The organism is Streptomyces sudanensis (assembly GCF_023614315.1).
GTDB lineage: Bacteria > Actinomycetota > Actinomycetes > Streptomycetales > Streptomycetaceae > Streptomyces > Streptomyces sudanensis.
This window is the reverse complement of record NZ_CP095474.1, coordinates 3681357-3694745: the sequence shown is the minus strand read 5'-3', so window position 1 is coordinate 3694745 and position 13389 is coordinate 3681357. Positions and strand designations below refer to the sequence as shown.

The following is a 13389-nucleotide window of genomic DNA, read 5'->3' as shown; positions in this document are numbered from 1 at the left end:
GCCGGGGCTCGGAGCGCTGGGGCTCGGGGTGCCGGTAGGTGGTCCGGGGTGCCGGCGGGTGGGGTGCTCCGGTGGGTGTCAGGCGGCGTCGCGCTCGATGGGGCAGCTCATGCAGCGCGGGCCGCCGCGGCCCCGCCCGAGTTCGCTGCCGGGGATCTCGATCACCTCGATGCCCTCCCGCCGCAGGTGGGTGTTGGTGGTGACGTTCCGCTCGTACGCGATGACGACGCCCGGCTCGACGGCGAGGACGTTGCAGCCGTCGTCCCACTGCTCCCGCTCCGCCGCGCGCACGTCCTGCGTGGCCGTCAGGACGCGGATCGACGGCAGGCCGAGCGCCTCCGCTATGGCGCGGTGCATGTGCTCGGGAGCGTGGTCGGTGACCTTGAGGGCCTGCCCGCCCTCGCCCGGCTCGATCGTGTACGAGCGGAGCATGCCGAGGCCCGCGTACTTGGTGAACGTGTCGGGCGCGACCATCGTCATGACCGTGTCCAGGTGCATGAACGCCCTGCTCTTGGGCATGTCCAGCGCCACGATCGTGTGTGCCGAACCGGCGGCGAACAGGCCCCGCGCGAGCGCCTCCACGGCCTGCGGGGTCGTGCGCTCGCTCATGCCGATGAGGACGGCGCCGCGGCCGAGGACCAGGACGTCACCGCCCTCGATGGTGGCCGGGTAGTCGTCCTGCCCCTGCGACCAGTGGTGGAACGAACCCGCCTCCGGGCCCGTGAAGAGGGGGTGGTGCCCGTAGATCGCCTCGAAGTGGACCGTCTCGCGGCGGCGGGCCGGCCAGCGCATCGGGTTGATGGACACGCCGTCGTAGATCCACGTCGAGGTGTCGCGGGTGAACAGGTGGTTGGGGAGGGGCGGGAGGATGAAGTCGTCCAGGTCCATGACGTGCAGGCGGACGGAGGTCGGTTCGGCGTGGCCGGCCAGGTACTCGCGCTTCGTCATCCCGCCGACCAGCGCCTCGACGAGCCGGGGCGTCTCCATCGCGTCGAAGGCGGCACGGAGGTGGTCGGTCGCGAGAGGGCCGTACTCCTTCTCGTCGAAGACCCGATCCAGGACCAGCTTGCGGGCGGCGGGCAGTTCGAGGCTCTCGCACAGGAGGTCGCCGAAGAGGTGGACCTCCACTCCGCGGTCCGCCAGGGCGTCGGCGAACCCGTCGTGCTCGTGGCGCGCGCGGCGCACCCAGAGCACGTCGTCGAAGAGGAGGTCGTCCTTGTTGCTCGGAGTGAGGCGCTTCAGCTCCAGATCCGGGCGGTGCAGGATGACGCGCCGCAGGCGCCCGGTCTCGGAATCGACATGAAATCCCATCCCCCCATCCTGGCCGAGCCGGGCTCCGAAAGCACCGCCCCGATCACTCACAGGACCGCGATATCAAGACAACGATGATCGCCAGGAGGAAGAGGATCGCCCCGGTGCCGACACCGACCACGACGAACGGCTTGCGGTCCGCACCGCCCGGCGGATCGGCACCCCCGCGCGCATCCGGCCCCGCGGCGGGGGGGCGGCGGCCGTCTGGGGAGGGACNNGCCCTGTCCNGGGAGGGACGGGCTTCCCGGGGGTGGTGGCCGTCCGGAGAAGGACGGGTGCCAGGGGGTTGTCGGGTGTCCGGGGGTTGTCGGGTGTCCGGGGGGCGGTGATCCCTTGAAGGGCCCCGGTCGTGGGGGGAACGCCAGTCCCTTGAGGGGTTCCGGTCCTGTGAGGGGTTCCGGTCCTGTGAGGGGTGCCGGCCCTGTGAGGGGTGCCGGTCGTCCGGTAGGTGGGGGTCGTCCGGTGGGCGGTGGCCGTCCGAACGGTGTCGCCCCCCGGGGAGGTGGCGGTCCTCCGCAGGGCGCTCGGTGTCGTCGTGCGGGCTCCCCTCCCCTACGGGGTGGGGCGGGCGTACGGGGGCGGTGGAGTGGTGGCCGACCGGTACCGGCGGGGGGCCTCCCCGGCATCACCACTGCTTGCCTCGGGCCGCCACCCCGGCACCGGATCGCCGGACCCGGTGGCTTCGCGGCGGGCACCACCCTCTTCCGGCCGTCCGGCCCCTCCGGCGCCAGGTCCGGCGTCCGTCGCCCCGGCGCGCGGCACAGCGCCACCGGCATCCCGGTACTCGGCCCCGCCGTCCCGGTGAGTCCCCCCGGCATCCCGGTGGCCTCGGTCTCCCTGGGGGGTGGAGCGTGCCGCCTGCGGGGGCGGGGGCGCGGCCCCGTGTCGTTCCCCGACGGAGGCGGAGGGCCCCTCCGGCCCCAGGGGGGACGCGGGGGTGGCGGCTCTCAGCAGGGCCTGCCACGTGGGTTCCGGGAGACCCGGGGAGGGACTCAGGGTGATCTGCCGGACCGCCGCGCGGGCCGCGCGGTGCGGTCCGGTGCTCAGGCGCGGCAGGAGGTCGGTCACCCGCGTGGACAGGGCGGGGTCGTCCAGGAGGGGACGTACCGCCCAGCGGTAGAGCGACGCGGCGTTCGCGGCCCGTACGTCGTCGGCCGCCCGGATCGGTCCCGCCCGGTCGGTGACGAACAGTTCCCGCTCCAGGAGCACGGCGCACAGGGCGACGCGCTGCTCCCGGTTCCAGGACGGCCAGCGTTCGGCCACCTCCGTCATCAGGGCCGTCAGCTTCTCGTACCCGCCGGTGCTCGCGCGCAGCGCGCAGAGCAGTTCGTCGTCGGCGGGTCCGCGCCCCTGCGGTGAGCCGCCGCCCAGCCACCTGCGCGTCCGCGGCCGGCCCTCGGCGGGGACGGGCCACTCGGGCGCCACGACCGGGACCGGCGGATCCTGCCGGGGCCCGGCCTCCGGAGCCCTCCGCGACGGCGGGGCGGCCGGGCGGGACGGGAGCCGCTCCGGAGGCCGAGGCGAAGGCCGGTCCGGCGACCGGTCCGGCGACCGGTCCGGGTTCCGACCCGGGAGCCGTCCCGGGGGCTGCTCCGAGGGCCGGTTCGGGCTTCGGTCCGCAAGCCGGTCCCGGTCCGCAAGCCGGTTCCGGTCCGGGCCCGGCGATCGGTCCGGGGGCGGTTCCGGGGACAGGTCCAGGCCCCAATCCGAGAGCCGGTCCGAGAGCTGGTCCGAGAGCTGGTCCGGAGGCTGAGCCGAGGAGAGCCCCGGAAGCCGGTCCGGGCCCGAAGACCGGTCCAGACCCCGGTCCGGGTCCGAGGGCCGACCCCGCCCCCGATCCGGCTCCGGGGGCCGGTCCGGGAGCCACCGGGGGGGCTGCCCCGGGGACCGGTCGAAGCCCGAGGACCGGTCGGAGGCACGGTCCGGGCCCGGCGGCCGGTCCGGGCCCCGATCGGGGGATCGGTCGAAATCCCCGTCCCGGGCATGACTCGGACCTCGGCCCGGAGCAGGGTCCGGACCTTGGCCCGGAGCACGGTCGAAGCCCGGAGACCGCTGAAAGCCCGGAGATCGGTCCGAGTCCCGGCCCGGGTCCCCGCCCGGGTCCGGTGACCACTCCGGGCCCCGGCTCGGGGACCGGTCCAGGTCCGACAGTGCCGCCTCGGCGAGGGCCAGCCACGTCGCGGGGCCCCCGCGGGTCGCCCGGTGGTGGTCCGCGGCCCGGCGCAGGGCCGCCCTCACCGCGTACCGCTCGCGCAGGTGGTGGTGGACCAGGCGCTCCGCCACGGCCTCGGCCCGGTCGCCGCACCGCTCGGTGGGGTCGGCGCGCCGCCGGGCGCCGCTGCCGGACGCCTCGCCGGTCCAGCGGCTGACGAACACGAACCGCAGCCGGTCCGACTCGACGGTGTCGTGCGTGGCGAACGTCCACCACCGCGCGGCCTGGCCGCCGAAGAGGCCGTGCAGCCCCCACAGCACCGGGTGCGCCGCCCGTCCGGACGGGTCGAGGAAGGTGAACTCCGCGTCCGGGTGGCGCAGCAACTCGGCGGTGGCGCCGACCAGTTCGCGCCGTACGCGGGCGAGTCCGCCGTCGAGGAGCCGCTTCCCGGCGTCGGCGGCGGGCAGCAGCGCGGATGCGGGTACGGGCGGCAGCGTGCCCCGCACCTCGGCGAGCGGCAGGTCGCCGCCCTCCCACGACCAGGGGTGCAGGCCCAGGCAGGTCGCGGGGTCGAGGACGGCGGCCGGGCCCGTCAGGGCGTGGCAGAGGGTGCCGGCCCGGCCGCCCGCGTCCCGCCACGGCACCCGGCGCACCAGCAGGACCCAGTCGCCGTCCTCCAGGCGCAGCAGCGCGGGCGCGGTCGCCTCCCCGGTGGCCCGCAGCAGCGGTGCCGACGCCCGGAACACCGCGTCGGCCCGCGCGGGCGGGCAGGACCAGGCGACGGGGCCGAACCCGGTCGTACCGGAGAGGTTGTCGGTGTCCCAGCGGAAGACGATCTGGTCGGCCGACCTGTCGTGGGGCGACATCAGACACCGGCCTCTCGGGGGTCCGCTCCCGGCAGGAGCCCGCACATGGCGAAGATCGACAGAAGGGGCGCCAGGACCCGGCGGGGCCGGACGCCGTGGGGGAACCGGTCGTCCCGCGCCTGCCCGCCGGTGGCCGCCACGAAGTGCAGGGTGCAGCGGGCGCAGTCGTCGAACGGCCGCAGCCACGCGGCCGTCGCGTGCCGGGTGAGGAACGCGTGGACGTCGCGGCTCTCGGCGCGCGCCTCGTCCGCCCGGTACTCCGGGGGCAGGGGTCGGCCGAGCCACCGGTCGACGGCCGGTTCGACGCGGACGAGGTCGCTCTTGTTGACGGCGATCGCGGCGGGCGCCGCGACGTAGGGGCCCAGGGTGCGGGGGACGCGGTTGAGGACGGTGGTGAACGCCTCGTCGCCCAGGTCCCGCCGCCGCAGCCCGTTCAGCTCCCGCACCGGGTCCAGGGACGCCAGGCGCAGGGCCCGCAGCGGGTCGAGGACGAAGACGAACGCGTCGACGCCGGTCAGGAACCGCGCCACCGCGCCGTCCTGCGCGAGGTCCTCGCCCGCGAGGTCGAAGAAGACGACGGGCCGGGTCGGGCCGCGCCCGGTGACCAGCAGCCCGTCGGCGAACCGGGCGAAGGCCTGCTGCCCGGTGCGGCCCAGTTCCCTGCCCTGTAAGAGGTTCTGCACCCGTTCCCGCAGGAACGTGCGGTGGGTATCCGGGTTCAGCGGCAGGCACTTCAGGCCGTACGGTTCCAGGCCGCCCTGCTCGACCTCGGCGAGCATCGCGGCGAGGAGGTGGGTCTTGCCGACGCCGGAGCTGCCGACGAGGGCGACCGACAGGGGCCGGCCGTTGGTCAGGTACGGCACGGGCAGTTCGTGCAGGGTGTCCCGGCCGGCGTGGGGGCACGGCTGGTACGCCGTCCTGAGCAGGTCCTGGCGGTGGGCGGGCGGCAGGCCGCCCAGGTCGAGGGGGACGCGGTCGCCCTTCGGGTCGATGGTGACGAGGCCGGACGGGTCGTAGGCGACGGGCAGCAGGCAGTACGGGCACAGCCGCTCCGCCGACGCGGTGTCCGCGGCGGNCGGGNGGCNGTGCCGCNGACACTGGTGGCCGGTGCGGGCCGGCGGGCGGCGGTCCGCACCGGCCACCAGCGGCGGCGGGCCTGCCGCGTCTCCCCCTCCGGGTCCTCGGGCGGGGGCCGGTCGAGGCCCAGGTCGGCGCGTTTGCGGGCGATCCGGCCGTCGTACCCGGTGGGGCCGACGGTGGCCGGGGCGGGGTCGTCGGCGGGCGGGGCGGAGGAGCCTCCGGCGGACCGGGCGAGCGGGTCGGGGACGTTCAGCAGGCGCATCAGTTCGGCCGGGGCGGGGCGCCCGGCGGCCAGCGGGGCGAAGGCGCCGCCCCGGTCGAACGCGGCGAGCCCCCGGAAGTCAGCCAGGTCGGCGGGCGGGCCCGCGCCCCGGTCGGGGCGGCCGGCGGCCAGGAAGTACACGAGCTGCGCGACGGACCACAGATCGTCGCGCGGGTCGGCGGCCCCGGTGCCCCGGCGCTGCTCGGGCGACGCCCAGGGGGCCGCGCCGTACGCCTCGCGCGGTTCCCCGGCGCGCAGCGCGGCGTACGGCTCCGCGAGCCGCACGTGCCGGCCGTCCCAGTGGACGGTGTCCGGGCCGATCGCCCGGTGCACCAGACCGGTGGCCTCCAACAGCCTTACGGCGAGCACGAGTTGGGTGGCGACGCGCTGCCGCTCCCCGACGCCGAGGGCACCGCCGTGGGAGGCGAGCGGTTCGCCGTCCGCGATCCGGTACAGGACGAACGGTTCGGGCGCGTCGAGGTCGTGGCCGACGACGCGGGTGAAGAGCTCCCCGAACCGCTCGCGGCCGTAGCGCCGTTCCAGCGCGACGGCCGCGGCGGCCTCCCGTTCGAGGGCGGCGTGCGCACGGGCGTCGCCGGGGGCGACGCGGTACTGCAGGACCGTCCAGTCGGCGCCGAGGGTGACCGTGCGGGCCAGCCGCCCGGGGCGGCCGGGCGGTTCGCGGTCGGCGCCGAACCGGGCGGAGAAGCGCACCGGGTCGCCCTCGTGGGTCAGGAAGGCCAGTTCGCCGCCGGACTCGCGGGCCTGCGGGCGGGAGTGCCGGTGAGGGGGCCGGTGGGGTTGCGAGGGGGGGTGCGTCATGACGGGTCGCCGTCCTCTCCCGGGGTGTCCTCGCGGACCGTTCGGACGGCGTCGCCGCGCAGCGGGACCAGGCCGAGCACTCCGGCGTGGCGGCCGGCGGGCGTCCACACGACGTCCTCCGCGTGGGCGGTGCGCGCCGTGGGCCGCCCGTCCGGCGCGGGCGGGCCGTCGGGTTCCGCCGTGCCGCGCCGGAACGCCTCGGGGGCGAACCGGACGCGGTGCACGGCCAGCGGGTCGGCCGACAGCAGCCGCCGGTGCTGCGGCCCGCACAGCGGGACGGCCGGCTCGCCGTCGCCGTCGCCGTCGCCGTCGGGGGCGAGGAGGGCGGACACCCGGTCGGGGGCGACCCCGGTCATCCGGGTGGCGTCGGGGCGCCGTGCGGGGTGCGGGTCGTGCGGGGGCGGAGAGGTCGCCGCGTCGCGCAGGAGGCGCCCGTGGACCTCGTCGAGCAGGTCGCGCACGGGCCCGTCGAGCGGGATGCGGCCGGCGCGGGCGGGGTCGCGTTCGATCCGCGCCCAGCAGGGGGCGAGGATGCGGCGGGTGCCGGAGGCGAGGTCGGCGACGAGGGTGTCGACCAGGTCCGGCCCGCCGTCGCCGCGCTCCCGCTCCAGCCACGGCGGGTCCTCGGCGGCGCCGAGCGGCGGCCAGCCGTCGCCGAACCCGTCGGCCGGGTCGTCCGAGGAGTCCGGGACGGCCTCGTAGGCGGGCCCGATCAGCTGCGAGGACCCCGTCGCCGCGTCCCGGGGGTGGCCCGGGGCACCGTGGGGGTGGCCCGGGGTGTCGGGGCCGTACGGGGCGTCGGGCCCGTAGGGGCTGTCAGGCCCGTAGGGGGTGTCAGGCCCGTAGGGGGTGTCAGGCCCGTAGGGGTCGGTCACGTCGTAGGGGTCGGTCGTGTCCTGGGGATCGGTCGTGTCGTGGGGGTCGGTCGTGTCGTGGGGATCGGTCGTGTCGTAGGGGTTGCCGGAGCCGTACGGGTCGCCCGGCCCGTCGTGCGGGGCTCCGCCCGGCGGTCTCCCGCCGTACGGGTCGCCGCCGGTCGGAGCGGCCTCCCGTCGGCCGGGCGGGGCGGCCTCGTACCAGCCGTCGCCGGCGGAGCCGTCCCCCCAGGTGTCCCACTCCCACGGGTCGGCGCCACCACCGGTCCCGGCCGGGGGAACCTGACGGGATGTGGGCCCCGGCCGGGCGCCGCGCGGGGCGGGAACGGCCGGGTCGCCGTCCCGCCCGTAGGCGTCGGCGGTCGCGGCGAGGGCGCGCAGCAGCAGGGCGACCGCACGGGCGCCGTCCGCGCAGTGGTGCCGCGCGTCGGCGAGCAGCCAGTCGTGCACGGCCGTCTCGGCGAGGAGCCGGTCGACATCGGAGACGACCCGCTCGGCGTACTCGGCGTCGGTGTCGCGCCACCAGGCGTCCACGGACCGCGTCCAGTCCCGTACGGCGAGGACGACCGCGCCGACGAGGGCGACCGCCGCGGCCAGGGCGCCCACCCAGTCGGGCAGGCCCAGCAGGGAACCCGCCACGGCCCCCGTCGTACCGCCGGCGAAGCCGCCCAGGAGCCGGGCCGTCACCCGGGTGGTGCCCCCGCCGTCGTGGCGGCCGTCCGGGGAGCGGTTCGGGCGGTGGCGCCACATCAGGGCGCCGACCGCCGCCGCGACGGCCCCGACCGCGGGCCCCAGGAACCAGCCGGACCCCGGCCACAGGCCGGCCGCGAACGCCGGTACGAGCGCCAGCAGCGCCGCCTCGGCCGTGGTGCCGCCCGCGCGGAACGGCGGCGGCCCGGCCAGGTGGCGCAGGTACGCCGGGTCGCACGACTCGTCGAGGCGTGCCAGCCGGGCCGCGCTGCCCGCCGGGGCCGAACGGTCGGACAGGGCGGCGAGCCGCGCGGCGGCGGACCGCAGCGGCAGGGGCTGCCCCAGCAGGTGCTCGGTGAGGTCCCGCAGGGCGGGCACCACCCGGGTGCGGGAGGCGGCGGGCAGGTCGGGCAGGACGACGCCGCGCTCCAGGAGCCGGGCCCGCTGCTCCGGGGTGAGCCGTACGCCGTCGGCGTCGGCGAACGCCCCGGCGACGGTGTCCCGGTACGCCTCCAGGGCGCGGCCCAGCCCGGTGAGCCGGCCGGGCAGGTCGGCGTGGCGGGCGGCCCGGCCGAACAGCCCGGCGGGCCCGCGTACGAGCCGGTGCCCGGCGCGGGCCTCCCCGAGCGCGTCGTCGCAGGCGCGGCGGCGGGCGGCGGCGGGCCGCGAGGGCTCCAGCCAGCGGTGGCCGGCGACCGCGTCGGGCAGCGAGTCGTCGAGGAGGACGGCCAGTTCGGGCGGGACGAAGTCGCCGGTGCCGCCGCCCGTCACCTCCTGGCCGGTGAAGGCGCCGACGGCCTGCCGCCACGCGCGCGTGCGGGCCTCGTCGCCGAGGTCGTGCTCCACGATCCGCGCGGACGGGACGGCGACGCCGTGGGCGACCTCGGCCAAGCCGTGCAGGACGGCGTCGAACACCTCGGGCTGGACGAGGAGTTCGACCAGCGGGCGCAGCCCGTCCGGGTCGCCGCCGGTGTGCGGGTCGAGGAGCCACAGGACGCCGGCGGCGGGCGGGCGCAGGGTCGGCGGGCGGCGCAGGACGCTCCCCGGCGCCCNCTCNNNGGTGTNNCCCCGGCCCCNTCCCCGGGGCCTCCGACGGCGAGGCAGAGGACCGTGGCGGGGCCGTACGAGTGGAGCCGCTCGTACAGGAGGTGGTGGGAGACGAGCCGGGCCGCGTCGTCCAGGACGAGGAACCGCCGCTCGTCGTCGGCGTGGGACAGGGTGTCGAGCGCGGCGCGCACGACGTCGGGGCCGGGTGCGCCGCGCAGGTCGAGCGGGACGGCGTGGCCGGGCCGCCGGTGCACCGGGGTGGTGCCGGGGGTGGTGCGGAGGTTCACTCTTCGTCCCAGGGGTACAGGGGCGCACGGCCGGTGCCGGGCTGCGGTTCGGTGGGGGCGGGCTCCGGGTCGCGTCCGTTCCGGGGCTCGGGGAAGGGCTCGGGGAAAGACTCGGGGAAGGGCCCGGAGCGGGGCTCGTGCCGGGAGCCGGACCCGGGGCCGGAACCGGTTCCGGAACCGGGGTCGCGGCGGGACTCCGCCCAGGACCCGGAGTCGGGGCGAGGATCGCGGCGGGACTCCGTCCCGGACCCGGGCTCGTACCCCGACCCGGACCCGGCCCCGGAGTCGCGGCGGGACTCGGGGTCGGAGTCGGCCCCGGGCCAGGAGCCGTGCCCGGGGTCGTACCCGGAGTCGGAACGGGACCCGTACCCACTACGGGAATCGTGCCGGGACCCGTACCCGTACCCGGAATCGTGTCGGGAGTCGTGCCCGGACCCGTGCCGGGACTCCGCCCCGGACCGGGGCTCGTACCCCGACCCCGACCCGGGCTCGTGCCCCGCCTCGGTCCCGGAGTCGTGCCCGGACCCGGACCCGGAGTCGTACCGCGACTCGTACGGAGGTGCGTGTCCGGAGCCCGATCCGGACCGCGACTCGGGGCCGGGCCCTGACCCGTACCGGGGCCCGGGCTCGTACCGGGGCCCGGATCCGGGCCGGTGGGGGGAGGGGTCGGGCGGAGGCGCGGCGGCCTGCTCCTCCAGGCCGCGGCGGTACCGCTCGTACAGGGCGCGCAGGGTCCCGGCGGAGCTCCTGGCCTCCGTCTGGAAGGGCCGGTCGAGGGCGCCGGGCAGCGTCTCGGTCCAGAAGGCCCGCAGCGGTTCCAGCCACTCCTCCGGGCCCCACCGGGCGGTGAGCTCGTCCAGGCGGTCCAGTTCGCGCGGCGCGATCTCCTCGACGAACCGCAGGAACAGCGGGGCGGGCCTCACCGGAGCGGTGGCGAGGCCGGCCGGCTGCATGTTCATCAGCCGCTCGCAGAACACCCCGATGATGGACTCCTCCTCCAGCAGCGCGGTGCGCTCGTACGCCCGGAGCAGTCCCGCCCAGCTCGACAACTGCCCGTCGAACGGCTCCACGCGGAGCGCCATCGTCGCGGACTCGCCGCGCTGGAGGCGGATGCGCACCACGTCCGGCGAGGCCGGGTCGCCGTCGTGGCCGACGAGGCCGTTCCACATGGCGCACAGCACGCGGTGGAGGATGTGCTGACGGTCCTCCTCGGTGCTGACCAGCCAGTCGTCCCGGTAGCCGAGCCGCTGCCGCCAGGGCAGGAAGTCGTCGGAGCGGCCGGCCTCCCGCGCCTCGGACCACAGCTTGAGGAGGCCGCGGACCTCGGAGACGTCGGTGAGGCTCATGCCGCTGCGGAACAGCACGACGGTGATCGACTCGGAGTCGACGGGGTGCCGTTCGGTCTTCACGTGCGGGGGCAGGTGGAGGGCCTTCTCCAGGTACTCGGAGGTGCGGCCGTCGGCCTCGCCGCGCGGGAAGGTGATGAGGACCTTGAGGGGGCCGTTGCCGTCGGGGGTGAAGCCGACCGGCAGGAGCCCGGCGATCTGGGCGCGGAACTGCTCCAGCCAGCGGCCGTCCACGCCGGCCTCGGCCGCCTCGTCGCCGGCGGCGGCGCGCAGGAGCAGTTCCATCGACGGCAGGAGGGGGCGGTCGTTGAGGTTGTTGCCCTTCTCCCCGAACAGCGCCTTGACGCGCTGTTCCAGGACCTGCTTGACCTCCTTGACGGCGGCGCCGTGGGAGTGGCGCACGGCCTCCAGGGCGCGCAGCCAGTGGGAGGAGTCCACGAGGGCGTCGACGATGTCGGCCGGGTCGGTGTTCTCCTCGGGGAGGTGGAGGTCGCGGCCGAGGCGCCGGACGACGTCGTCGTAGAAGACGCGGAGGCTGTTCTGCGGGGGCAGCAGGTAGCACACGCCGGTGCGGTCGTCGCGGTAGAGCTCGCGGCGGCGGGCGGCGAACGACTTGCCCTCCTCCTGGGCGTGCCCGCGCAGCGCGTCGGCGAGTTCGGCGAGTTCCTGGACGGCGTGGTCGAGGACGGGCCGCCAGCGCGACTCGTGCTCCCGCCAGGCCCGGTGCCACAGGGCGTGGGCCCGCCAGCGGTACCAGTCGTCCTGTTCGGTCCTGGCCTCCCGTACGTCCGGGTCGCTCCAGCGGGCCGGTACGAGGCCGCCGGCGCCGCCCTTGATCCGGGGCACCTGGGGGGCGGACCGCTGGACGTGGGGGGGCCGGCGGGGTTCGCCGCAGCGGTTCTCGAGCATGCCGGCGAAGCCCGCCTCGGCGACCCGCTCGGGGTGCCCGCGCAGTCCCCGGACCACGGCCGCGACGCCGAACGGCCCGTAGGCGCCGAGGACCTTGCGGACGGCGCCGCCGGGCTGGAACTCCTCGGCCGTCCGGGGCATCTCGCGGGTGAGTTCGCGTTCCAGCCGGGCGAGGGCGTCCTCCATGTCCCCGCGGCGGTTGTGGAGGGCCAGGGTCACGGCCCGGCTGCCGCGGGGCGGCACCTCCGGGTCCGGGACATCGGGGGCGGCCCGGTTCCACAGGGCCTCGACGCGGGCGTGCCGGAACATCTCCCGGACCCGTTCGGTGCCGTTCTCGGCCGGTTTGCGGGCGCGTTCCTCCATGCCGCGCACGGCCTGGGCGAGGAGGCGGGCGGCGACGATCTCGGCGAGGTCGTCCACGGGGACGGTGAGGGACGCGGCGAGGGTGGTGGACATGCTGCGGTAGCCGATGCCGGAGGCGGCGTGGCTGGACCGTTCGACGCCCTTGTTGACGAAGCTCTCGGCGAACGACTGGTAGTCGTCCTGGGAGGCGCCGGACCGGTCGGACAGCTCGGTGCCGATGAGGGATGTCACCAGGGCGGTGATGGAGCGGCGCAGGTCCTCCCGGCGGATGACGGTGGGCTTGCCGAACAGGAAGGCCGTCTGCACGGTGGAGGCGCGCAGCCGCACGACCGTGTCGCCGGGGTAGCGGACGCTGATCCGGGAGCGGTGCTCGACGTCGCCGACGGCGGCGTCGGCGCCCGGCATGTTCTGGTCGTCCACGAGGCGGGAGATGTCGACCAGGGCGCGGGCGCCGTTGAGTTCGGCCTCCCGGCCGCCGCCCGCCCCGGGCGGGAACGCGGACGGCATGACGACGAGCGGGTAGATCTTCACGCCGGGCACCCTGGCGTTGCGGAACTCGTGCCCGACGAGGTGGAGGAAGTCGTGGTAGATGCCCGCGCCGGTGCCGCCCGCGACGGAGAACGCCACGAACACGTCGCAGCCCCGGATGCGTCCGCCGCCGAGCCGCTGGAGGTCGCCCGCGGAGGTGCCGATGGCCCCGATCGCGGCGCGCAGCGGGCCGAGGACGGGTTCGAGGCCGCCGCGGAGGGTGGCGAACAGGGCGGCGCGACCCACGGTGGGGAGCTGGCCGGCGCCGCTGTGGAGGGGGGCGACGCGGGGTTCGCGGGTGTCCGGGGGGAGCCAGTCGCGGGTTTCCCGGTGCAGGCCGACGCGCAGCATCCGGGTCACGTCCGGGGAGCTCTCGAACTCCGCGGGCAGCAGGTCGCCCACCATGTGGGAGGTGCGCGCGTACGCGGCGGCCTCGGAGCCCTTCCGGCTGAAGCGCGGGTGCCCCTTCTGGTCGGTCTCGCTGAAGTCGGCGTACACGAACTGGAGGCAGTCGGGCAGCTGGTACGGGGCGCGGCGGCCGCCGTCCACGAGCCAGGTGCCGTCGGGGCCGCACAGTTCGCGGCGCAGGCTCCGTTCGAGTTCGGCGCCGATCCGGCCGCCGGTGCCGCCCAGTCCGACGAAGAGCATGGGCTGGTAGATCTTCATTGCGTCTCCCCTCGGGGCGCGGGCGCCCCGTCGTGCGGTGCTGCGTCAGAAGTCCGGGTCCCAGGAGCCGGCGCCGGCCCGGCTGTCGTCGCGGCCGGTGCCGCCCGCGGCGTTCCCGCGGTCGCGGGACCAGCCGCCGGTGCCGCCGGTGCCGTCCGGGTCGTCGCCGGGGCGGCGGGGNCGGG

The 13389-nt window shown here is 76.9% G+C and carries 4 protein-coding genes; all 4 read right to left on the bottom strand.

All coding sequences use genetic code 11. The annotated features are described in order from the left end of the window. Positions 1-78: 78 nt before the first annotated feature. A complete protein-coding gene (locus MW084_RS17035; protein ID WP_010472726.1) occupies positions 79-1311 on the bottom strand; it encodes an arginine deiminase in 1233 nt (410 codons plus the stop codon). Positions 1312-1863: 552 nt separating this feature from the next. After that, the gene (locus MW084_RS17030; protein WP_275563663.1) at positions 1864-4329 is read right to left on the bottom strand and encodes a hypothetical protein; all 2466 of its coding nucleotides are present in this window, start codon (positions 4327-4329) and stop codon (positions 1864-1866) included. A gap of 1093 nt (positions 4330-5422) precedes the next feature. Beyond that, positions 5423-6493: protein kinase family protein (locus tag MW084_RS17025; protein WP_476718372.1), on the bottom strand; the 1071-nt coding region annotated here is incomplete at its 3' end. Between the two features lie 2895 nt (positions 6494-9388). Next, on the bottom strand, positions 9389-13204 hold the full coding sequence (locus tag MW084_RS17020; protein WP_275563662.1) for a tubulin-like doman-containing protein: 3816 nt from the start codon (positions 13202-13204) through the stop codon (positions 9389-9391). Positions 13205-13389 lie beyond the last annotated feature (185 nt).

Bases quoted from the DNA above. Each gene is read 5' to 3' on its own strand.
- MW084_RS17035 (WP_010472726.1), bottom strand. From the start codon at position 1,311: ATGGGATTTCATGTCGATTCCGAGACCGGGCGCCTGCGGCGCGTCATC.
- MW084_RS17030 (WP_275563663.1), bottom strand. From the start codon at position 4,329: ATGTCGCCCCACGACAGGTCGGCCGACCAGATCGTCTTCCGCTGGGAC.
- MW084_RS17020 (WP_275563662.1), bottom strand. From the start codon at position 13,204: ATGAAGATCTACCAGCCCATGCTCTTCGTCGGACTGGGCGGCACCGGC.